The sequence below is a fragment of the Legionella busanensis genome (assembly GCF_900461525.1).
Classification (GTDB): Bacteria; Pseudomonadota; Gammaproteobacteria; order Legionellales; family Legionellaceae; genus Legionella_C; species Legionella_C busanensis.
Map to the genome: position 1 here is coordinate 2,127,856 of NZ_UGOD01000001.1, position 20,990 is coordinate 2,148,845.

Genomic DNA, 20,990 nt, shown 5'->3' on the forward strand with positions numbered 1-20,990 from the left:
AGCAATAAATAGTAGACTAGGCAGCACAATTTCTCTCCTTTTAAATGAAATTTAGTAATCATTACTTTTAAAGAACATGGTATTAGTATATACAAATATTGCTACCTACGAAGTCTAATTTATCTTTTTATGTTAGATTTAACAAATTAAAATCCCTAAGTATAATAAAAATCTGCCTAGCAACAGCTTCTGGACATTCCATAGGCAACATATGAGTACCAGTCATTTTGTAACATTCTACATTATATTTTCTTTTCATATAACGCAGATCTAACCTATCAATTACATTACTTTTATCGCCATAAATTAAAGCGGTAGGAACAGTTAATAAACCTTCATAACGCGGTAGATCATGAGGAACAGTACGAAAAATAAGATACTCGATAAAACGTTTAAAACGTAATTTATACCCTTTTTCAGTTTTTTTAAAACCAAAGTTAATATAATCTTGTAAGCAAGCATCGCTAAATGTTTTAAATAGGGGGCGGCTTCTTAAATAACTAATTAACTCCTCTTTACTTTTCCAAGAAAACTGACGCTTTTTAGCTCGAAAGGCTGGTGTTATTTTATCAATGAGGCCTAGTAATTTAGCAAAGCCAACGATAGTTGACTTAAAACGGTTTAGGAGAGGCGAGTCAATCATAATAACCGCTTTAAATAAGCCCGGCATTTTGATAGCGGCAAGTAATGTAAGTACCCCACCTAAGGAGTGCCCTACTCCAATAACTGGCTCGGAACATTGCAGTTGAATAGTATCCACTAGCTCATCAACTAAATAATTCCAATTATCTGTCACAGGAAATTTCGGATTATGGCCAATCCTTTCAATATAGTGACAATCATAATTTTCTTCTAGCGCCAGTAATAGCTGACGATAACAAGCCGAAGGGAAACCATTTCCATGAGCAAAAAAAATAGTGTCCTTCACACATGCACCAGCTTAGTGCTATCTCGTTTTAAAGCAAGAAGCGCATAGCAAAAATAGAAAGCTAAAATAATAACTAAAGCTAAACCAAAACCCATAAATAGCCAGTTAAAGGTAATTAAAATCATCAAAAAAACGATATGAGGTGTTGCTGAAACGTTTAATAGTCGAACTGCTTGTCCATAACTAATAGAATACCTAAAAATTGCTAATGCTATTACTTGTCCTAGTAAAGCAAGTATGAACAAAATAGCTAAATACATAAAGAATAAAGATAATACAATAGTGGGATAAATAATTACCTGCGAAAATAATTTAAGCTTTTGGACCCCTGAGGTATTTAGCCATTGTGAACCGTCAAAGTACTGATTCATATTTTTATCAAAAGGTATTTTATCAATTTTTAAATCAATATTATTTAAGCCTTGCGATTCAGGTATGCGGTAAAATAAACCATCTTTCACAATTAAAATGGCTAAATCAGGATACTTACTATCAATTTGCTTAATAGTACCCGTGGTATCAACAGCAGCTATAATCTTACCTTCTCGGTTTTTAACTAGATAAGGCATAGGTTTATCAAGAATTACTTCACCATTTTGCACATAAAATGGTGGTAAACTTTTTATAGGGAGAGTAATTTGCTGTTCAAAATAATCATTAAAATTAATAAATATACGCACAAAAACCGGCAAACTGGTAATCAAAAATAGTAATAGAAGGTATGTTATTGCAAAACCTTTCCAACGTCTTCCAACATCAATATACAAACGATTACTAAAGAATGACAAATATAATGCTTGAAAATAATTGTAATGCGGCTTATCAATGTCACGTAATGGTGTTTGTGCATCAGTCATGCCACCCTCCTATACGTAATCCAGTATGTTGCTGGAATAAATTTGCTTTACGCACAATTGGCTTAATTCTAATTATCTCTTCTGTAATTATAGTTTCAGCAGAAGTTTTAATCGTAAAGCGCTGCTCATTTATTATACTTTGAGCATGAATCAATTTATCAGATCCCATATTATCAATAAACGATACTTTCACTTCTATTGTATCATCTTTAGACTCTGAAGAAATATGTAAGTGCTCGGGTCGAATACCAATGAGTACTCTTTCTTGATCTGTTTTTGTCAGGTTTTCATTTGGCCAAGGAAGATCTATACCTAGATTAGTTTGGATTTTTCTTTGTTTAAGATCTACTGTGCCCGATAAAAAATTAACAGGATACAGACCCACAAACTCTGCTACAAAAACAGATGCAGGTTGTTGATATAATAATTGTGGCGAGCCAAATTGTTCAATTTTCCCATTATTTAGTACTAGTACACGAGCCGCCATCGTCATGGCTTCAATTTGATCATGCGTTACATAGAGACAAGTTGTATTTAGTTCCTGATGTAATTTTTTTATTTCATGACGCATTTCAGCCCGTAACTTTGTATCTAAATTAGATAACGGCTCATCAAATAAAAACACAGCCGGCGATCGGACTATCGCTCGCCCCATAGCCACTCGTTGTCGTTGCCCGCCTGATAACGCATGTGGTTTACGTTGAAGATAACTGGATAATTGCAATAATTCAGCCACCTCACTAACACGTTTCCTGATTGCCTCTTTTTTCATACCACGTAGTTTTAATCCATAAGCCATATTGTCATAAACAGTCATATGTGGGTAAAGGGCATAATTCTGAAATACCATTGCCATGTTTCGTCTATGTGGTGGTATTGAATTAACACATTCATTATTAATTAAAATACTGCCTTCGGTAACTTGGTCAAGGCCTGCTACTAATCTTAATAAGGTTGACTTTCCACATCCTGAAGGCCCAATAACAGCTACAAATTCTCCTTTATCAATTGTTAAATTAATTTTATTAAGGATAGTTTGCTGTCCATATCGTTTGTAAACATCTATTAGATCTACCGTAGCCATTAGTGCATTAACCCCTTTTCAAACCAACGTTGCATGATGATTACAACAATACATGGTGGTAACATCGCCAATAAAGCAACGCACATAATATAATGCCATTGTGGAATTTGATCAGCGACCCCGGCGAGATAACGAATTCCCATAACAATTGTTGCCATATTTGTCTCTGTAGTCATGACTAGGGGCCATAAATATTGGTTCCAGCCATATATAAAGAGAATAATAAATAACGCAGCTATTTGAGGTCGAGAAATAGGTAAAAGGATATCTCGAAAAAAACGCCAGGGGCCTGCGCCATCTAGCTTAGCTGCATCAACTAACTCACTTGGAATAGTTTTAAAAAATTGCCGAAAAAGAAAAGTCGCTGTAGCTGATACCATTAATGGAAAGGTTAAACCACTAAAAGTATTTAACCATTGAAATGAGGCTACAACCTGAAATGTCGGTACAATTCTTACTTCAACAGGCAGCATCATTGTTGAAAAAATCAGCATAAATAAAAGCTTTTTTCCTGGCATATGAAAATAAATTAAAGCATAAGCACTGCTAAGGGCTAAAATAATTTTTCCTACTGCAATTAATAATGCCATTACTAGGCTATTTATCAGAAGATGCCATACAGGCTGTCCTCCAGTTGTGCTCACTCCCTGAGTGAGCACTGTTTTTAAATTCTGCCAAAGTAATGGCCCTGGCCAGATTGGTATCGGTGCCTGCATCATTGTACTACCTGAGTGACTCGCTGCAACGATAGCTAAATAAACAGGTATAAATAATAAAGTAACAAAAATTATCAGCAAAAGGTGATTAAAAAATTTATTTATTAATTTCATGCGTAGTGAACCCTTTTTTCCAAATAACGGAATTGGATATAGGTTAGGCTAATAACAATTAGCATTAATAAAATTGACTGCGCTGCTGAACTACCGGGATCCATACCGACAAATCCATCTTGATAAACTTTATATATTAATGTTTTCGTACTATTTTCAGGGCCCCCTTTTGTCAATACATCAATTATCCCAAAGGTATCGAAAAAAGCATAAATGAAATTCATCACTAATAAAAAGAAGGTTGTTGGTGATAATAAAGGAAAAATAATTTGCCAAAATCGGCGCCAGCTTGTTGCACCATCTAAAGTAGCTGCATCAATTAAAGACCTTGGAATAGATTGCAAAGCTGCAAATAAGAACAGGAAATTGTAGCTAAGCTGCTGCCAACTAGCAGTAAGAATAATAACTAATAATGCCTGTTTGGGGTAAATCAAGTAATTAAAATCATAATTAAAATATTCTAAGAAAGTAGTAACCCAGCCCATAGTAGGTTGGCATAGGAATCGCCATAAAATAGCCGCTATTGCTGGTGCTACTGCGTAGGGCCAGATAAAGAGAGATTTATAAAATTTTTGGCTTTTTTGTCGTTTATGAATAAGCGTAGCTAACCATAATCCTAAAGTTAGGGTAACAAATGTAATGGAAAAAGCGAGTATAAGCGTTACAGTAATTGCTTGTAAAAAGGCTGGATCTGCTGCTAAATCACGGAAATTAATAAAGCCTGCAAAGCGGCTATTAATACCGAAAGCATCGCTAAATAAAAAAGCTTGTATCAAGGCATTAACGGCAGGCCAGATAAAAAATATTAGCGTTAATAGGATCTGAGGAACAACAAAAAGAACTATTAATTTTTTTGAAGGTTTATATTTTGCCATTAGTCATGCTGTTGCTAAGACGAATGAAAAGTATATACCGTAGTGGATGACTTTTGCGAGATGCTTGATAAGCGATTTAAGAAAACAGTTACTGCAATATATAAATTACCACCAAATTGTGTAATTTATATAAATTAAGTGGCTTATTTAGCCTTTTAATGAAAGTATTAAAAACTATTTAATAATTACAGTTAGTCCTAGAATCTGCTATTGTTCAATATCATTTAACTTATAATTTTTATATTTGATATAAAAATGAAAACGCCCATTATTACACCGCTTAAAACTCCTAAACTTATGGAGATTGCAGCTGAACTACCTTTGCAAGGCACGCTTGCTATGTCTACTAATAAATTGGTTTATTTAGATATTGATAATGATTATATTTATCGCCTTTACCCCTTACTTGACTTACCTCTTATTAAGAAACCCGATTACTTTAATTCAGGTGGAATAGGCGCTCATATTAGTATTATATATCCAGAAGAGCATGAGTCTCTGATAATTAATCAATTAGGAAATTGCTATTATTTTACTGTACAAAATTTTGTTAGCGCTCAATTTGAACATAAAACTTATTATGCTTTGTTAGTAAAATCTTTTCCTTTATTACAGTTACGTCAACGATATGGGCTGCCAGATTATCTTAACTTTAAAGGTTATAAAATAAGTTTTCATATTACTATAGCCAAAAGCGTACAATTAAACTGTTAATGGAATCTCCTTATTAGCTTACTTTATACTTTAAGCGTAACTTAACTTACAACATAAATTTAGTTACTCTTTGGTGATGATAGTGGATTAATTGCAAAGAGTGAGAATTAGTTTTCCGAATTACTTCCTATTGCCACAGAAATTAAAAATAAAGAGCTTCACGCACTTGAATTACTAGCAAATAATAAGAGATCAAGTGAGATTTTTAATCTTACTGAGCATGTTAATAATAGTAAGCAACAGAAAATAAGTACTTTACAACTCCCGGGAACACAAGGTTTAGCGTGAATAAAGTTAAAGAAAGCTAGATAAGGTTCCTAATAGTAAGCTTATCATTTTCGAAAATGCGGATCATTCTATGGAGCTAAATGTCCCCGAAGAATTTTTTAAGAGTATTGAAAATTTTGTTGTTAATAGCCAACTAGAAAAGATACCTTTTCATTTTTTTCAACCTAAAACACCTTTTGATCAACTTCATTTCGATGCTTATGGAAATGATAAAAGCCGTGGTACTTCATTAAATAATGAATCAACTTTATAAATATAATTTAACTAGCGTTAAAGAATTCTTGAAGTAAGCTATAACCAATTAAGCAAACCAAGGCCTGAATTAAGTACGCTCTAAACTTATTTTTAAATTAATAATGAACCCTATTATATTAAGCAATTTTTTGTCGCTTGAGGTAAATAATCTTTATCAACTTTTGTAAGTTTTTTATCAAACATTAATAATTCATATTTTCCATGTATTTTATTGTCATTACTAATAAATAAATTATTTTCATTGTTACTAATAAATTTTTTTATTTCCGTTAAATCAAATTTATATGGTTTACAAAAGTAAAATTGTGGATTCATATAATTATTTCTCATTTTTATAGACTGCTCTAAAAACTGAAACAATTGTTCAAATCCAGGTATATATTTTCTCTTATCGCATTCATTTAATATTGTATTTAATAAAATAGGTGAAGAAAGGTGGCAAGGGGCATTAGGATTAAATTTTTTGAGATTACTTTTTCCATTGACAATCATTTTTACTTCATAATCCCAATATTGCAGCATGTAGCGATTGCGAAATGACATATTAAGTTTATTATCATCCATCAATTTTAAAATGACCTGCGAAACACTTTTATCTTTAATTTGACGATATAAACTATAAAGGTTTATTTTAAAAGAGGGATAAATTTTTGGATCATTTTTATCTTCCCAGTCTATAGCCTGCCCTTTTTCAAAGGTACAGCTGCCAGACAAAATACCCTCTGCCTGCTTTAATTCATTAACGTCCCCTAAAAACTCTAAATCAGCTGTGTCTCGAATAATTAATTTTAATGTCATAAATTTCCTATCTTCTTAAAAAATTAAACTACCTTGTAAAATCATAAATTTTATTGACTATAGACATAGTTGACTCTCATTATTTAAGCATTTTTGGGTTAAAGATATTTAAAAAAATTCATTAGCATCTATTTTATCAACATTACTTTATAAAAAGTAGATAACTTAAAAGCTTGTAAATGCCCATTTATTTCCGGCGTATAAACTTTTATTTTAAATTACATCTTTTCTTCCTTATCTTTTAAGTTAAATTACGATGAAATAAAAAACAGCTATATACTTCATTAAGTAATCAAAACAACAAACAATTACCCTGGTAAATTATGAAATAGTATTATCTAATACTTTATGCTGTCTTTTTAATGTTCTTTCTAAAAGTTGCGTATAAATAGGTGGATTATTTGCTAATTGGACAATGGTCGTTGAAGTAAGGCAAGTAACCATTAGGGGCAAAATCAAAGAGTAATTTTGAGTCATTTCTACTATTAACACGATACCAGTTATAGGCGCTCTTACGGCGGCGGAGAAAAGTGCGCCCATTCCTGCGACCGCAAACATACCTGGATGAACACCCGTTGCTATAGTGAATTTATTTAAGACTTGAAAACATACTATTCCTAATAAAGTTCCCAGAGCTAATAAAGGCGCAAAAACACCACCTGGTACGCCGGTCGCGTAGGAAAACATTGTCCCTATAAAGCGCCAAACAATTAAAGCAATTAAAATATTAAAAGGAAGAAATATATGTAGTGATTTTTCAATAATTTCATAGCCACCGCCAACTAAAGGAAGGTGATATACTGCTAAAAACCCAATTACCGCTCCAAATAAAGCAGTATAAAAATAATGGAGAGAAGGCTTTAATTTATCGACTAGTTTTAAGCTTGACATTAAAACAATATTAAATAATAGACCAACTAAACCAACTACTATTCCTAATATAAAAAACAATATTAAAGATGATAAACTGGGTGTTGCAAAAACATCCATAGGAATTGCAGGTGCAGAGCCTAGGATAAAACGCAATGTAATCGTTGCAGCAATACAACAAATCGCTACCATTTTAAAATTTGTAAAACTAAAATTGAATTGATTTCGCATTTCTTCAATAACAAATAATACTCCTGCCAACGGTGCATTAAATGCTGTTGCTAAGCCTGCCGCCGAGCCTGCAGCAACTAAAGTATCCCTTCTAACTTGGGGAACATGGAGTACTTTGCCTAACATATCACCTAAATTACCGCCCATTTGAATCGTTGGACCTTCGCGTCCTACAAGTAATTTAGAGCTAATCGACATAACGCCGCCAACAAATTTCACCGGGATTAATCGCCGCCAAAAAATTGGCCTTTCATGCACCAATGCCCCTTCTATTTCCTGAATACCGCTACCCGATGCTTCTGGCGCAAAACGCTTAACTAAAAATAACGCTAATAACACTAATGTCATTGATATAAATGCTGACACTAATTGGGGCGGTAAATGAAGAAGCTCAGCAAAATGAATGATATTAATAATAGAATTATTGGTATGAGCAATTACTATTTGAAATAGAGCACCCATAATACCAACTAAAATTCCTAAAAGAATTGAAATAGCATAAGCAGGCAAAATTCCATTATTCATTTTTTATCATCTTCATTAAATTATTAATTATCCGCATCCCAGCTTTTTTTGATAATGACAAAATTGTTTCTGGATGAAACTGCACTGCATAAATAGGCAGCTTTTTATGAGATACGCCCATAATTATACCATCTTCACTATATGCAATGACGTTTAATTCTTGTGGCAAATTGTCTTTACGTGCATAAAGAGAATGATAGCGCCCTGCTGTAAAAGAAGGACTTAAGCCTGCTAGTAAACCTTTATGTTCGGTTACAATAATTTCGGAGGGCTTACCATGCATAGGGTAAGGTAAAATATTTAGTTCGCCGCCAAAATATTCAACAATACCTTGTAGCCCTAAACATACCCCAAATAAAGGTCTATTTAATTCAAGAACCGTTGCAATAGTATCAGCCAAATTAAAATCAGTAGGCTTGCCGGGTCCTGGCGAGAGAACAACTAAATCATAATGATTTTCTTTTAAATAAGAAATAGCATAATTACTACGAATAGTTTGAACTTCCGCACCAGTTTGTCTTAAGTAATTTCCTAAAGTATGAACAAATGAATCTTGATGATCAACCAGTAATACTTTTTTACCTAAACCAGGCTTATCATTAATAATATTTATTTCTTTTTTCTGCTTGTTACGCAATAAATCTAAAAATGCAGATGCCTTAAGACGAGTTTCCTCTTCTTCCGCTTCCGGAATAGAATCGTATAAAAGGGTAGCACCCACACGGATTTCCGCAATTCCCTCTTTAATTCGTAATGTTCTTAGAGTTAGGCCTGTGTTTAAATTACCATCAAAACCAAACCAACCTACAGCACCAGCATACCAACGACGAGGTGACTTTTCATGCTTTTCAATAAAATTCATTGCCCATAACTTAGGCGCACCGGTGACGGTCACGACCCACATATGCGTTAAAAAAGCGTCGACTGCGTCAAATCCTTCGCGTAAGACTCCTTCAACATGATCAACTGTATGAATTAAGCGGGAATACATCTCAATTTGTCGTCGACCTAAGACCTTAACGCTGCCTGCTTCACAAATCCTTGATTTATCATTGCGGTCAACATCAGTACACATAGTTAATTCAGAACACTCTTTCTCTGATTCTAAAAGCTGTTGGATATTCTTAGCATCTTCAATTGCATCTGCACCTCGCCTTATCGTCCCTGAAATTGGGCACGTTTCTATACGACGTCCTGTTACCCTTACATACATTTCTGGTGAAGCACCTACTAAATATTCATCATCACCTAAATTAATAAGAAAACCATAAGGTGAAGGATTATTAGCACGTATGCGGCTAAAAACTACAGAAGGCCTTTCATCACAAGGCGCATAAAAAATCTGGCTTGGAACAACTTCAAAAAGATCACCACAAGCAAAACGTTGTTTAGCTATTTCAACAGTTTGTGCATATTCACCCGGTTTATGATCGCCCTCTATAGTAGGCTTAAATTTAGGTTCATAAAATTTATACTGCCCATCACGAGGCAAAGATTGAGTTGAACGCCCTTGAAATTGAAAGTCGTAACGGCGAACAAAGGCTTCTTCCTTACGGTGATTAACAACGTAAATCTCATCAGGTAAATAAAGAACCATATCACGTTGAGTAGGGTCCCTTTCCTTTTGTTTTTCTAATGCTTCAAACTGAAAGATTAAGTCATAGCCAAAAGCACCATATAAGCCCAAATAAGGCTCATTTGGTAATTTAAAAAATGATATTAACTCACGAATTAAAGTAAATACTGAAGGCTGTAGGCTACGCTCTTCTTCACTAAAAATCCTATTTTGGTGCTTAACTTTTAGATAGCAAGTCAATTTTGAATAAGATTGAATCGCAATCAAATCAGAAGATTGGATGTGAGTATGAATAATAACTAATAATTCTTCACCACGTTGATTTAATGCCTGAAAATAAATTTCTTGCCCGCTTAATATAAGCGCTAAGGGTGGATTAACAAAACCGATATCCCAACATGTATAGCGCCCCGGATATTCAAAACTTGAAGCAAATAACGCGCCGCGCTGGGAATCTAATTTTTCTAATAATGGCTCTATGGCATTATCGTATGTTAATGGCTGCTGCTCGTATTCGACATGCACACCACCTAGCGTTTTATTTTGGACTAACACTATAATATACCTCTTAAAATAGCTTTAGAGCTTTAATACGAACATAGATTAACTTAATAATAAGAAAGGATACCTTTAAATTTTAAGGTATACTTTCTGCTTTTACCAGGAGGCCTCATGACTGTTGATGTTGATGATTTAAATAACGTTGCTCGCTTAGCTTATCTTGAAGCAGAAACCCAAGAGATAGAAAAATTAGCTTTAGAAGTCAATGCTATTATTGATTTTGTGCAACAGCTACAAAGTGTCAACACCAAGGAAGTAACTCCTCTCTTCCACCCTTTAAACTTAAATCAACCCTTACGTGAAGATGAAATCACGGAAGAAAATTGTAGCAAGGAATTAGCAAGTATTGCACCTAATTTTGATAAAGAGTGCTATTTAGTGCCTAAATTCATTGATGCAGGGCAATAGTATGCTAGATTCGTTGTGTGCCATTATAGCAGCCTTAAAGAATAAAGAATTTTCTAGTGCTGAACTAACTAATTACTATATTAAACGAATTCAAGCTCACAAAACATTAAATGCTTTTATTTCTTTAGACGAAGAATATGCCTTAAATCAAGCTAAAAAAGCTGATCAATTGCTTAGCACAAACAAAGCTAAAAGACTTACAGGCATTCCAATTGCTCATAAAGATATTTTTTGTACTACTCGCTTGCCAACGACATGTGGTTCAAAAATGCTTGCAAATTTTCATGCGCCATATCAAGCAACTATTGTTAATCGCCTACAAGATGCAGGCGCTATTACTTTAGGTAAAACGAATATGGATGAATTTGCTATGGGCTCTAGTAATGAAAACAGTTACTTTGGCCCTGTTAAAAATCCATGGGATGTTAAGCGTGTACCTGGTGGATCTTCTGGGGGCTCTGCTGCAGCTATAGCAGCTGGCTTAATTCCTTTTGCAACAGGTTCAGATACAGGTGGCTCAATTAGGCAGCCGGCTGCTTTTTGTGGGATTTCTGGTATCAAACCAACGTATGGCTTAGCATCAAGATTTGGTATGGCTGCATTTGCTTCTAGTTTGGATCAAGCAGGTCCAATGGCACGCTCGGCTGAAGACTTAGCATTAATTCTTGAACTTATGACAGGCTTTGATCACAAAGATTCAACATCTATTAACAAACCCACCGTTAATTATTTAAGCGCATTGAATCAATCCGTAAAAGGCTTAAAAATTGGATTACCCGCTAGTTTTTTACAAAAAGAAATTGATAACCCTATTCGAGAAGCGATTAAGAAAGCAGTGAAGTTATTTGAACAGCAAGGTGCAATTATCGTCCCTCTCGAGTTATCATTACAACCGCTTTGGGTTCCTTGCTATTATGTTATCGCTTGTGCTGAAGCCTCCTCTAATTTATCACGCTATGATGGCATTCGTTTTGGACATCAAAGCAAACGGGCTACAACGTTAAAAGAATTAATTACTTATTCACGTAGTGAAGGATTTGGTGCCGAAGTAAAGCGACGCATTTTGACAGGTACTTATGTGCTTTCATCAGGTTACTTCGATGCTTATTATTTACAAGCACTTAAAATAAGACAACTTATTCAACAAGAGTTATTAACTGCCTTGTCACAAGTAGATTTGCTTGTAGGACCTACTACACCTACTTGCGCTTTTCAATTAGGCGAAGCGACTGACCCTATACAAAATTATTTAGCTGATGTCTTCACCGTTGCTGCCAACTTAGCTGGCTTACCTGCTCTATCTATTCCAGCAGGTTTTAACAATAAGCTACCTATTGGAATGCAGTTAATAGGCAACCATTTTAAGGAATCCTTACTACTTAATGTAGCTTATCAATATCAGCAGATGACCAATTGGCATTTGTTTAAACCAAATGAGATATAAAATTATGGCATGGGATACGGTCATTGGCCTTGAAGTACATATACAACTTAAAACTAAATCTAAGTTATTTTCTGGAAGTTCTACTAAATTTGGCAGCCCACCTAATTCACAAACTTCCTTTATCGATGCAGGCCTACCGGGTGTATTACCTACTCTAAATAAACAAGCTGTACGTATGGCTATTCAATTTGGCCTTGCCATTTCTGCTAAAATAAATCCTCTCTCTTATTTTGAACGTAAAAATTATTTTTATCCAGATTTGCCTAAAGGCTATCAAATTAGCCAATTTCAACAACCTCTCCTTAGCAATGGTCACTTAACTATTGAGCTTAATCCTAATCACTATAAAACAATTAATATTGTTAGGGCTCATTTAGAAGAAGATGCAGGTAAACTCATGCATGAGATGCAACTGGATTATACAGGTATCGACTTAAATCGAGCTGGTATCCCATTGCTTGAAATTGTCACTGCTCCTTGTATTAGTTCAGCTGAAGAAGCTATTTGCTACTTAAAAACGCTACATCAGTTAGTTCGTTTTCTAGATATCTGTGATGGTAATATGCAAGAAGGCTCTTTTCGTTGTGATGTTAATATTTCTTTAAAGCCAGCTGGCTCAAATAAGTTAGGAACAAGAACTGAATTAAAAAATCTAAATTCTTTTCGCTTTATTGAAAAAGCCATTTTTTTTGAACAGCTAAGACAGCAAGAATTATTAGAAGCAGGCCAACCTATTATACAAGATACACGTTCGTTTTGTCCTATTACTGAAAAAACACAAGTTTTACGCAATAAAGAAAACGAGCTTGATTATCGATATTTCCCTGATCCAGATTTACTTCCTATTGCAATTACAGCAAAAGAGATTGAAGAAGTAAAAAATCATTTATTACCTCTACCAGAGGAAATAAAACAAGCTTTAATTGATGAAGGTATTTTCTCTACTGACGATATTGGATTTTTACTATCCGATCCTGCTATTTTTAAATTTTTCTCTGCTGTGCGTAATCAAGATAAGACAGATAATAAATTAATCGTTAATTGGTTAAAAACAACCTATACAGCAGCATTACATGAAATAAATGCAACGTATGAAAATCCTCCTGTTTCTGCACAAACCTTAGCTGATTTACTTAAATTAGTTGCCAATAAAACTATTTCACATGCCATTGCTAAACAAATTTTTAACAAACTTTTAGCAGGAGAAAAAGATATTGAACAGATTATAAAGCAAGAGGGTTACTTACAGATAACTGCAGGAGATACACTTATATCTTTGATTAAAGAATTAATAGCAAAATATCCTGAACAAGCCCAAGAATATCGAGCAGGTAAAGAAAAACTTTTAGCTTTTTTTATTGGTCATGTGATGAAACAGACGAAAGGTAAAGTAAATCCTACTGAGGTTAATGCATTATTAAAAAACTATTTAAAATAACTCATTCTATTTTCTAAAAATACTGGGGAAAACTACTAACATCTTTTTTTATTATTTTTATTTTAAATGGTGGCTCTCCCCTCACTTAAAGTTAATAAACATTTTTTATTTTAGCTTCTTTAGCAAAGCAATTAATAAGGATTAACAATCACAGTTGATCCAACATTTAAAAAGTTTTGATTTAACCATTGAGCAGCACTGGGAAGTACTCGAATACATCCATGGCTGGCATTATAATTAGGCACTTCATAAGCCCCATGAATAGAATAGCTGCCAGAAAAATGCATACAATAAGGCATTAAAGCGCCCCCGCCTGTTTCTATCGGATAAAGGCTTGATTTACAGTCAGGTCCCTTTTTTGAATAAACGCTAAACCTTCCAGTAATAGTTCGGCAACCTCTACCAGTGTCCTCACAAAAATCTTTTCCACCTGAAGCGCTGCCTGTTTTCACTCGGTTTCCAGCTTCATCATATGCAGCCCAAGCCGTTGCTTTCGGATCAAAGATAAATACTCTTCGCCCAGTTGCTTGTCTTTTTTCTGGAAAATAATTGCTACCTTTTGTATCAAAACTATGATGCATTGTATAATGTGTAAAGCCCCCATCGTCAACAATAGCAACCGATCTATCCATTGAAGTACAAGCGGCTGTTAATACACACAACGGCCCCAAAATGAAATATTTTTTCATTGGTGTATCCTCCCTTTTTACTCTTTATCGGGAGAATTTGTAATAGGTTTAGCTTTTTAAATGAAATTTTTAACTTATTGAGTTAATTATTCTCTTTTAGACTGTTATTAAGCTCTTTTTGCAAAGAAAGTGGCAACATTGCCAAGATAGCAAGCTGTAATTGTTTATCAGTACATTCAAAACAGCCGCCCCGAGCAGGCATAGCACCCACTCCTTCGGCTGTATGCTCAAAAACTTTAGCAAAACCTTGCTTCATTCGCATTTCCCAATCTGTTAAAACACCGATTTTTGGTGCGCCTAATTCAATAAGTGGCTTTACTGCATGACAATTGGCACAAAAGTGTTGAACAATTTGTTGACCTTCATCGGGCTTGCCACGTATTTTAGCTAGAAAAACTTCGGGTTGATGTGTTGCTGCTAATGAGACTTTAATAAATAGCGTATTTAAAAAGATTAGTTTTAACCATTTTTTCATAGATAACATCTCAAACACTTTTAATGAAAAAAGCAGCTTACCCGAATTCATGAGAAACGGCTATTTTCTTAAAAATAAAAAAAATTTTTATTATATTAATTTCAACTAATGACATCATTAAAAACTTATGTTATAGATTAAATAAGAATTGAAATTTCTAAAGATTTTATCATAAGGAGCCGATTAAAAATGGTGAATGAGATTGAGGACATGGTTATGGTAAAATCTGTAAATAATGGAAACAATTCTAAGTTGTCGAAAGATCAATTCTTGCCTTACAGTAACCATGATTGGACTATCTTTTTAAGTCAGTTTTCTTTTTTAAAAGAGATAATTCAACAAGCCACTACTATTAATCAAAATCGCATTGCGCACCTTAAGCATGAAATTGCGTCTGGACGTTATCAGATTAATAGTGAGCAAGTAGCTCTAAAGCTAATTGCTGATTTTTAAGGTGCATAAATAGCGTAGTTTTTTCTCATTCGTATCAAATTAAAAATAGTCACTCGCACTATTTTTAATTTGAGCGCAACTATAATAGAGTTATTGCATAACCTGTAGATTTTATTTTAGTGCAAGGCGCAAAGTTTTTGAGGAGCAGAGCTTAGAGAGTAAATGAGCACCGCAGTAACGTTTGCAACATAGCAATAAAGTAAAAGATGCAGATTATGCAATAACTCTAATATTAATTATTAATCCAACTAATCTAATTATTTTCAATCAACTCTAATGATTTAAGTGTTCCAGAGTAAATACTAAAAGCTTGGTGAGCAGAACTAAACGGTTACGGGTAAAGTAATGGATAAGTAACCTAATGAAAATCATGATTCTATAAAAAAATCTAATGACCATAATTGTTGTCATTATCGTTCTCAAACTATCAAACTAATAAAGTACAATATAATGTTATTGGTGTCCCAATTGCAGCGGGCATTCTTTACCCTTTTACAGGTTTATTATTAATCCCTATCTTTGCAGCCGCGGCGAGGTCTCTAAGTTCTGTCTCTGTGATATTAAACGCCCTTAGATTAGGTTTAATAACTAAAAGATTTCAAAGCTAAAAGCTTATGACTCTTTATTTATTTCAGCAAAAGAGATAATTTGATTACGACCATTATGCTTAGCCGTATATAATGCTTTATCTGCAGCCTCTACTAGCTCCGTAGGCGTTCTACCATCACCGGGGTACATAGCAACGCCAATTGATACAGTAATGGGCCCAACTTGTTGTGCACCATAGCGGACTTGGAGTCTTAAAACAGCTTGCCTAATACTTTCAGCTCGTGTCAATGTTGTTTTATGATCTATATCATAAAAGGCCACTACGAATTCTTCTCCACCGTAACGCGCTGCAATATCACCAATTCGAATAATGCCTTGTAGTATACGACCCAATTCTTTTAACACAGCATCCCCTGCATCATGACCATACGAATCATTGATTTTTTTAAAGTGATCTAAATCGAGCATTAAAACAGAGAAGGTTGTTTTAGCTCGCTCTGCTTGGTGGACATGTTTAAAAAGAAAATCTTCTAAATAGCGACGATTATAAAGTCCTGTTAATGGGTCACGAATTGATTGATAGCGTAAGTTCTCGCGTAAACGTACATTTGCTAAAGCTAACGCTGCTAATTCAGCAAAAGCATTAATTAAAAGCTTATGATTCTCATCTAAAATGTCTGCGCCATTACGCACAAGCTCTAAATATAACAACCCATAAATATCATTCTGTGCCATTAAAGGCACACATAAAAAAGCATTCTGCTCAGGATTACTTATTTTTATGTGGCTACAAATTAATTCGCTGCGATTACTACTACTTACATGATGCTTACGACCTAAGCGTATTGCCCAGCATTGCTCAGGCACAAAGGTCGTATCTTGGGAAGTTGGCTCTCCCCAGCGCGATATAATTTCTAAATAATTTTTAGAAGGATGCATGACATACAAATAACCACTAGCAAAATTTAAAAGTCTAGCGGAATATTTAGACATCACCTCACTTAGTTCTTCTTGTGAGTTAGAGGCAAGCATAATATCGCTCATCTCAACTAAAAGAGTAATCTGTTTATTCTTATCTTCTAAGGCTTCCATACCCTGCTCAAGTTTCTTATAAGATTCTTGCAATTCGATATGGTCCTGCACTCTCTTAGTAATATTGCGCACACTTTGCACAGCCCCATTAAACTCATTTTTTTCATTATAAATAAGGTTAACTGATATTTCGTAAATACGTTCTTCATCATCGACAGTCACTTTGACGGTTTTAAGTGTATTGTCTTCACGCAGGGATTCCTTCCAAGTTTGCACAAGGTTTTCTTTGTTTTCTATTGCTTCAGAAAAGGCATCTTGTAATGACATGCCTATGCAAATTGTTTTACCGAAAATGAGTTTAAAATCACGCTGATAATCATCATTAAAAAGTAAAAAGCGGCAATCTTTATCAAGTGCTGCAATCATATCGCTAGCACTTTCAATAATCTTTCTTAAGCGAGCTTGAGTCATTTCATTTTGAATTTCTATCTCTCTGCGAATAGCTAATTCTCTATTAATTAAAATTAAGGCAATGACTAGAGATAAGATACTGATAAAATTACCAAAAATTGAAGCTTTATTCGTTGTATCAATATGTCTTATCGCATCTGAATGCCGTTCTTCTAACAAAACCTTTTCAACTGCTTTAATTTCTTGGCCTAAACCTCTTAGACGTAAAGACGTATCTTGACCATCCATAAGCAATTGCGCACCTTCTGGTGTATTAAATTTATTTAATCTTTTTGATTGAATAATTTTTTGGATGATGGCGATACGCGTATTGATTAGATTGGTAAAACGAATGACTCGCTGATTTTGTTCTGGATTATCTTGCGTTAAAATTTTTACCTCTTGTAAAGCATTATTTAAATCTTGCTTGACAACATCTACATCTTCTACAAAGCGCTCATTGCCAGTTAAAAGAAAACCGCGCTGATCAGATTCCAGGGCAACTGTTTTATATAAAATTAAATCTATTTTTTGAATGACTTGATAAGTATGCGTGACCCATTTATTAGCATTGATTAAATCTTTAATTTGCTGATAAAAATAAATAGTAAGCACTGTAAATAGTAGTAGTGCTGCAATAAAAATACTATTTAGCAGTGGCTTGCTTAAATGAAATTTTTTTAACTTTTCTCTTACTTCATCCCTATCCATAAAAATCCATATAAATGACTAAGGTTAGTATAAAAACACTTACAGAGCCTCTTCATACTTAAAAAGGCTCTGAAAATTACTCGATATGATTATAAGTATAGAAAAATTATAGAAGTTAATGTAGGAAATCACTATGATTCTAACTCAATAATTTGAATATTATAGGATAGAGTTTCTCTACTGATATCAAAAAAACTATCTCTTTAATACTATTTAGCCTGCATTCTTAGAGCTCCATCTAGACGAATTGTCTCCCCATTAATGAGTTGATTTTCTATAATATGAACTACTAAATCAGCAAATTCTTCAGGTTTGCCCAGACGATTTGGAAAGGTAACTGTTGCTGCTAGTCTATCTTGTACTTCTTTAGGCATATTAAGTAATAAAGGGGTTGCAATTAAACCAGGCGCGATAGTATTAACCCTGATGGCATGCTGAGCTAGTTCCCTGGCTGCAGGTAATGTCATAGCAACAATGCCACCTTTAGAAGCACTATAAGCTAATTGGCCAATTTGGCCTTCAAATGCTGCAATAGAAGCGGTATTAATAATTACCCCTCGTTCTTGGCTATTTTCCTCAATATTAAGCTCAATCATTGCTTCAGCTACCATACGCATCACATTAAATGTGCCAATCAGGTTAATATCAATGACTTTTTTAAAAGCATCTAGAGGCATTGCTCCTTCTTTCCCTACCAAACGTTTGGCAGGCGCAATACCCGCGCAATTAATACATATTCTTGGAATGCCTACTTTTTCTTTGGTTTTATTTATTGCTTCAGTTACGCTATTATCGAGGCTAACATCACACTCAATAGCTACAATATTTGGGTAATCAACAAAGGAACTAATATCTTTATCCCAGATAACAACTTGCGTTCCCCTATCAACAAGCTTTAAGGCACAAGCTTTTCCCATCCCGGAAGCGCCACCCGTTATCACTGCAATTTGATTATCTAAATTCATTTATTTTCTCTCTTAATTCATTCATTTATTTTAAATACTTAGCACTTAACCCTTTAAAAAGGGGCGTTCCCGCTTGCTCTATCCACTCAAAAAAAACCATTTCGGATGTTACAAGGGTTATTCCTAATTGCTGCATGCGTTTAAGTGCATATTTTTTATCTAACGCTTTACGACTACCAACAGCATCAACCACAATGAATACCTCATAGTCTTCAGCAACTAAAGCAAGCGCTGTTTGTAAAACACAAACGTGTGCCTCTATACCAATCAGTATTAATTGTTTTTTATTAATCTCATTTAAATGTTGCTTGAAAGTTGGCTCTCCAGAACAAGAAAAATGCACTTTTTCAATTAGGGTATTTTGAGAAGTAAGCGCTTTAAGTGAATCCAAAGTTGGCCCCAACCCACGCGGATATTGTTCACTTACAAGACATGGTATCGCAAGTTCATTGGCTAAGCGCAATAACCATTGACAGCGCTCAACTACAGATTCATTATTCTCAATAAGAGGGATAAGTTTTTCTTGTACATCAATTAAAAGTAAACAGGAATCATCTTTTCTAAGTAGCACGTATTTTCTCCTTAAATATAGTGTTTCCCACTAAGCTTTATCCTACGTTACAAGTTCGCTCAGCTCAGTCTTATACTCCTATGTACAATCCCTTGCTTCCCTTGCGCGTATCTGAAATTTAATAGAAAAAACTTTAAATATGTTTATACCATATTTTTTAATTCTTTAAAGCGTATTGACTTAGTGTATATATTTTGATAAATTGTATTAATGTTTTAATGCGTTATAACATTAATATGAAAATAAATCATGGATCTAAGCGACAAGCCCAGCAATTATTAATGGAAGCTATCGCCCTTTTAAACAATGAAGAAGAAGCAAGTGCATTTTTCAATGATTTATGTACACCTGCTGAACTTGAAGCAATGGCTGATCGCTTTCAAGTTGTCCCTTTGTTACGCCAAGGAATTTCATATCGTTCTATTCATGACCAAACAGGTGTCAGTGTAACTACTATAACCCGTGTTGCGCGCAGCTTAATGATGGGAAGTGGCGGCTACTCCTTAATTGCAGAGAGATTAAATCAGCATGACTAAACGTTTACGCTTAGCCCTACAAAAAAAAGGGCGACTAGCTCAAGAATCTTTAAATTTACTCAAACGCTGTGGCCTTCGCTTTCGGCTTCGAGAGAATGCATTGCTTTGTCATGTTGACAATTTTCCAATTGATCTTCTTTTTGTACGTGATGATGATATTCCAACATTAATTTTTGATGGACTCTGTGATGCAGGCATTGTAGGTGAAAATGTTTTACTTGAGGCAGCAGCAAATACCTGTAATGCAAATTACCAGGTCATTCTTCCTTTAGGTAATTGTCGTTGCCGTCTTGCTATTGCTGTACCTGAACAATTTGATTATCAAAATCCTGGTAGTTTAGATGGAAAACGCATTGCAACAAGTTACCCTAATTTACTTAAACAATATTTAGAAAAAAGAAAAATTTGCGCCGATATTTTAACTTTATCGGGATCGGTAGAAGTAGCCCCACGCATGGGAATGGCTGATGCTGTTTGCGATATCGTGTCAAGCGGACAAACATTAGAAGATAATAAACTTATTGAAATGGATACGGTTTTAGAAAGCCAGGCTGTTTTTATTCAATCTGGGCAATCATTTTCCGATGAATTTGATAATTTATTTGCTATGTTAAAAAGGCGAATTCAAGCAGTTTTACAAGCTTGCGAACGTAAATACATTGTCTTTCATGCACCAAAGCTTGCACTTATTCGAATTTGCCAAGCGCTTCCGGGTGCCGAGTCACCTACTGTTTTGCCGCTGTCAGATTATCCTGATAAAGTTGCAGTGCACGTTGTCTCAAGTGAAGGGATATTTTGGAACACCTTAGAAACAATTCAATCATTAGGGGCAAGTTCAATTTTAGTCTTACCTATTGAAAAAATGCTGGAGTAATTG

21 protein-coding genes are annotated in these 20,990 nt (G+C 34.5%); 8 read left to right on the forward strand and 13 right to left on the reverse strand.

The window, feature by feature from the left end:
* Positions 1-127: 127 nt before the first annotated feature.
* The 5 genes from DYH30_RS09510 to DYH30_RS09530 are packed head-to-tail and all read right to left on the reverse strand — an operon-like array spanning position 128 to position 4,574.
* Positions 128-928 carry an alpha/beta fold hydrolase gene (locus DYH30_RS09510; RefSeq protein WP_115331436.1) on the reverse strand — a complete coding sequence of 267 codons (801 nt, stop codon included), beginning with the start codon at positions 926-928 and terminating at the stop codon, positions 128-130.
* Complete coding sequence (locus DYH30_RS09515; RefSeq protein WP_115331437.1) at positions 925-1,785, reverse strand: DUF1189 family protein; 861 nt, start codon at positions 1,783-1,785, stop codon at positions 925-927. Before DYH30_RS09515 ends, DYH30_RS09510 begins: the two co-directional genes overlap by 4 nt.
* On the reverse strand, positions 1,778-2,869 hold the full coding sequence (locus DYH30_RS09520; protein WP_115331438.1) for an ABC transporter ATP-binding protein: 1,092 nt from the start codon (positions 2,867-2,869) through the stop codon (positions 1,778-1,780). The genes DYH30_RS09515 and DYH30_RS09520 overlap by 8 nt, the downstream gene beginning before the upstream one ends.
* Entirely contained in the window at positions 2,869-3,699 is an 831-nt protein-coding gene (gene ugpE, locus DYH30_RS09525; protein WP_115331439.1) for a sn-glycerol-3-phosphate ABC transporter permease UgpE, read from the reverse strand. The genes DYH30_RS09520 and ugpE overlap by 1 nt, the downstream gene beginning before the upstream one ends.
* Positions 3,696-4,574 (reverse strand): ABC transporter permease subunit, encoded by an 879-nt coding sequence (locus DYH30_RS09530; protein WP_115331440.1) that lies wholly within the window; start codon positions 4,572-4,574, stop codon positions 3,696-3,698. The genes ugpE and DYH30_RS09530 overlap by 4 nt, the downstream gene beginning before the upstream one ends.
* 255 nt (positions 4,575-4,829) lie before the next feature.
* Here DYH30_RS09530 and DYH30_RS09535 point away from each other — a divergent pair, with 255 nt between their 5' ends.
* Together DYH30_RS09535 and DYH30_RS09540 are read left to right on the forward strand one after the other, a co-directional pair.
* Positions 4,830-5,288, forward strand: a complete 459-nt coding sequence (locus tag DYH30_RS09535) for a hypothetical protein (RefSeq protein WP_115331441.1) — start codon at positions 4,830-4,832, stop codon at positions 5,286-5,288.
* A gap of 358 nt (positions 5,289-5,646) precedes the next feature.
* Positions 5,647-5,829 carry a hypothetical protein gene (locus tag DYH30_RS09540; protein ID WP_115331442.1) on the forward strand — a complete coding sequence of 61 codons (183 nt, stop codon included), beginning with the start codon at positions 5,647-5,649 and terminating at the stop codon, positions 5,827-5,829.
* Positions 5,830-5,942: 113 nt separating this feature from the next.
* Here the strand turns inward: DYH30_RS09540 and DYH30_RS09545 are convergent, their stop codons facing one another.
* The 3 genes from DYH30_RS09545 to DYH30_RS09555 all read right to left on the reverse strand — a co-directional run bounded on the left by DYH30_RS09545 (position 5,943) and on the right by DYH30_RS09555 (position 10,386).
* Positions 5,943-6,629 (reverse strand): hypothetical protein, encoded by a 687-nt coding sequence (locus DYH30_RS09545; protein ID WP_115331443.1) that lies wholly within the window; start codon positions 6,627-6,629, stop codon positions 5,943-5,945.
* Positions 6,630-6,950: 321 nt separating this feature from the next.
* A complete protein-coding gene (gene clcA / locus DYH30_RS09550; protein WP_115331444.1) occupies positions 6,951-8,255 on the reverse strand; it encodes a H(+)/Cl(-) exchange transporter ClcA in 1,305 nt (434 codons plus the stop codon).
* Complete coding sequence (locus tag DYH30_RS09555; protein WP_115331445.1) at positions 8,248-10,386, reverse strand: anthranilate synthase component I; 2,139 nt, start codon at positions 10,384-10,386, stop codon at positions 8,248-8,250. Before DYH30_RS09555 ends, clcA begins: the two co-directional genes overlap by 8 nt.
* 117 nt (positions 10,387-10,503) lie before the next feature.
* On the opposite strand from DYH30_RS09555, the gene gatC reads away from it, so the two are divergent.
* The 3 genes from gatC to gatB are packed head-to-tail and all read left to right on the forward strand — an operon-like array spanning position 10,504 to position 13,682.
* Positions 10,504-10,800: an Asp-tRNA(Asn)/Glu-tRNA(Gln) amidotransferase subunit GatC gene (gene gatC / locus DYH30_RS09560; RefSeq protein ID WP_115331446.1), complete on the forward strand. Its 297-nt coding sequence runs from the start codon at positions 10,504-10,506 to the stop codon at positions 10,798-10,800.
* 1 nt (position 10,801) lies between these two features.
* Entirely contained in the window at positions 10,802-12,244 is a 1,443-nt protein-coding gene (gene gatA, locus DYH30_RS09565) for an Asp-tRNA(Asn)/Glu-tRNA(Gln) amidotransferase subunit GatA (protein ID WP_115331447.1), read from the forward strand.
* Positions 12,245-12,248: 4 nt separating this feature from the next.
* A complete protein-coding gene (gatB, locus tag DYH30_RS09570; RefSeq protein ID WP_115332545.1) occupies positions 12,249-13,682 on the forward strand; it encodes an Asp-tRNA(Asn)/Glu-tRNA(Gln) amidotransferase subunit GatB in 1,434 nt (477 codons plus the stop codon).
* 131 nt (positions 13,683-13,813) lie between these two features.
* On the opposite strand, the gene DYH30_RS09575 is transcribed toward gatB, so the two are convergent.
* Together DYH30_RS09575 and DYH30_RS09580 are read right to left on the reverse strand one after the other, a co-directional pair.
* Positions 13,814-14,371: a L,D-transpeptidase gene (locus DYH30_RS09575; RefSeq protein WP_115331448.1), complete on the reverse strand. Its 558-nt coding sequence runs from the start codon at positions 14,369-14,371 to the stop codon at positions 13,814-13,816.
* Positions 14,372-14,453: 82 nt separating this feature from the next.
* Positions 14,454-14,846, reverse strand: a complete 393-nt coding sequence (locus DYH30_RS09580) for a c-type cytochrome (RefSeq protein ID WP_115332546.1) — start codon at positions 14,844-14,846, stop codon at positions 14,454-14,456.
* A gap of 189 nt (positions 14,847-15,035) precedes the next feature.
* On the opposite strand from DYH30_RS09580, the gene DYH30_RS09585 reads away from it, so the two are divergent.
* Complete coding sequence (locus DYH30_RS09585; protein ID WP_115331449.1) at positions 15,036-15,299, forward strand: flagellar biosynthesis anti-sigma factor FlgM; 264 nt, start codon at positions 15,036-15,038, stop codon at positions 15,297-15,299.
* 612 nt (positions 15,300-15,911) lie between these two features.
* On the opposite strand, the gene DYH30_RS09595 is transcribed toward DYH30_RS09585, so the two are convergent.
* The 3 genes from DYH30_RS09595 to DYH30_RS09605 form a co-directional block, all read right to left on the reverse strand.
* Complete coding sequence (locus DYH30_RS09595; RefSeq protein ID WP_115331451.1) at positions 15,912-18,041, reverse strand: diguanylate cyclase; 2,130 nt, start codon at positions 18,039-18,041, stop codon at positions 15,912-15,914.
* Positions 18,042-18,250: 209 nt separating this feature from the next.
* Entirely contained in the window at positions 18,251-19,006 is a 756-nt protein-coding gene (locus DYH30_RS09600; protein ID WP_115331452.1) for an SDR family NAD(P)-dependent oxidoreductase, read from the reverse strand.
* A gap of 25 nt (positions 19,007-19,031) precedes the next feature.
* Positions 19,032-19,577: a hydrolase gene (locus DYH30_RS09605; RefSeq protein ID WP_115331453.1), complete on the reverse strand. Its 546-nt coding sequence runs from the start codon at positions 19,575-19,577 to the stop codon at positions 19,032-19,034.
* Between the two features lie 236 nt (positions 19,578-19,813).
* Between DYH30_RS09605 and DYH30_RS09610 the strand changes: the two genes are divergently transcribed.
* Together DYH30_RS09610 and hisG are read left to right on the forward strand one after the other, a co-directional pair.
* A complete protein-coding gene (locus DYH30_RS09610; protein ID WP_115331454.1) occupies positions 19,814-20,113 on the forward strand; it encodes a YerC/YecD family TrpR-related protein in 300 nt (99 codons plus the stop codon).
* Positions 20,106-20,987: an ATP phosphoribosyltransferase gene (hisG, locus tag DYH30_RS09615; RefSeq protein WP_115331455.1), complete on the forward strand. Its 882-nt coding sequence runs from the start codon at positions 20,106-20,108 to the stop codon at positions 20,985-20,987. Before DYH30_RS09610 ends, hisG begins: the two co-directional genes overlap by 8 nt.
* Positions 20,988-20,990 lie beyond the last annotated feature (3 nt).

What these genes read in the sequence shown, in the direction of transcription:
- DYH30_RS09545 (WP_115331443.1), bottom strand. Translation starts at nt 6,629, where the DNA reads ATGACATTAAAATTAATTATTCGAGACACAGCTGATTTAGAGTTTTTA.
- DYH30_RS09535 (WP_115331441.1), top strand. Translation starts at nt 4,830, where the DNA reads ATGAAAACGCCCATTATTACACCGCTTAAAACTCCTAAACTTATGGAG.
- DYH30_RS09585 (WP_115331449.1), top strand. Translation starts at nt 15,036, where the DNA reads ATGGTGAATGAGATTGAGGACATGGTTATGGTAAAATCTGTAAATAAT.
- DYH30_RS09600 (WP_115331452.1), bottom strand. Translation starts at nt 19,006, where the DNA reads ATGAATTTAGATAATCAAATTGCAGTGATAACGGGTGGCGCTTCCGGG.
- DYH30_RS09575 (WP_115331448.1), bottom strand. Translation starts at nt 14,371, where the DNA reads ATGAAAAAATATTTCATTTTGGGGCCGTTGTGTGTATTAACAGCCGCT.
- ugpE (WP_115331439.1), bottom strand. Translation starts at nt 3,699, where the DNA reads ATGAAATTAATAAATAAATTTTTTAATCACCTTTTGCTGATAATTTTT.
- gatC (WP_115331446.1), top strand. Translation starts at nt 10,504, where the DNA reads ATGACTGTTGATGTTGATGATTTAAATAACGTTGCTCGCTTAGCTTAT.
- DYH30_RS09580 (WP_115332546.1), bottom strand. Translation starts at nt 14,846, where the DNA reads ATGAAAAAATGGTTAAAACTAATCTTTTTAAATACGCTATTTATTAAA.
- DYH30_RS09520 (WP_115331438.1), bottom strand. Translation starts at nt 2,869, where the DNA reads ATGGCTACGGTAGATCTAATAGATGTTTACAAACGATATGGACAGCAA.
- DYH30_RS09610 (WP_115331454.1), top strand. Translation starts at nt 19,814, where the DNA reads ATGAAAATAAATCATGGATCTAAGCGACAAGCCCAGCAATTATTAATG.
- gatB (WP_115332545.1), top strand. Translation starts at nt 12,249, where the DNA reads ATGGCATGGGATACGGTCATTGGCCTTGAAGTACATATACAACTTAAA.
- DYH30_RS09540 (WP_115331442.1), top strand. Translation starts at nt 5,647, where the DNA reads ATGGAGCTAAATGTCCCCGAAGAATTTTTTAAGAGTATTGAAAATTTT.
- gatA (WP_115331447.1), top strand. Translation starts at nt 10,802, where the DNA reads ATGCTAGATTCGTTGTGTGCCATTATAGCAGCCTTAAAGAATAAAGAA.
- clcA (WP_115331444.1), bottom strand. Translation starts at nt 8,255, where the DNA reads ATGAATAATGGAATTTTGCCTGCTTATGCTATTTCAATTCTTTTAGGA.
- DYH30_RS09595 (WP_115331451.1), bottom strand. Translation starts at nt 18,041, where the DNA reads ATGGATAGGGATGAAGTAAGAGAAAAGTTAAAAAAATTTCATTTAAGC.
- DYH30_RS09515 (WP_115331437.1), bottom strand. Translation starts at nt 1,785, where the DNA reads ATGACTGATGCACAAACACCATTACGTGACATTGATAAGCCGCATTAC.
- hisG (WP_115331455.1), top strand. Translation starts at nt 20,106, where the DNA reads ATGACTAAACGTTTACGCTTAGCCCTACAAAAAAAAGGGCGACTAGCT.
- DYH30_RS09530 (WP_115331440.1), bottom strand. Translation starts at nt 4,574, where the DNA reads ATGGCAAAATATAAACCTTCAAAAAAATTAATAGTTCTTTTTGTTGTT.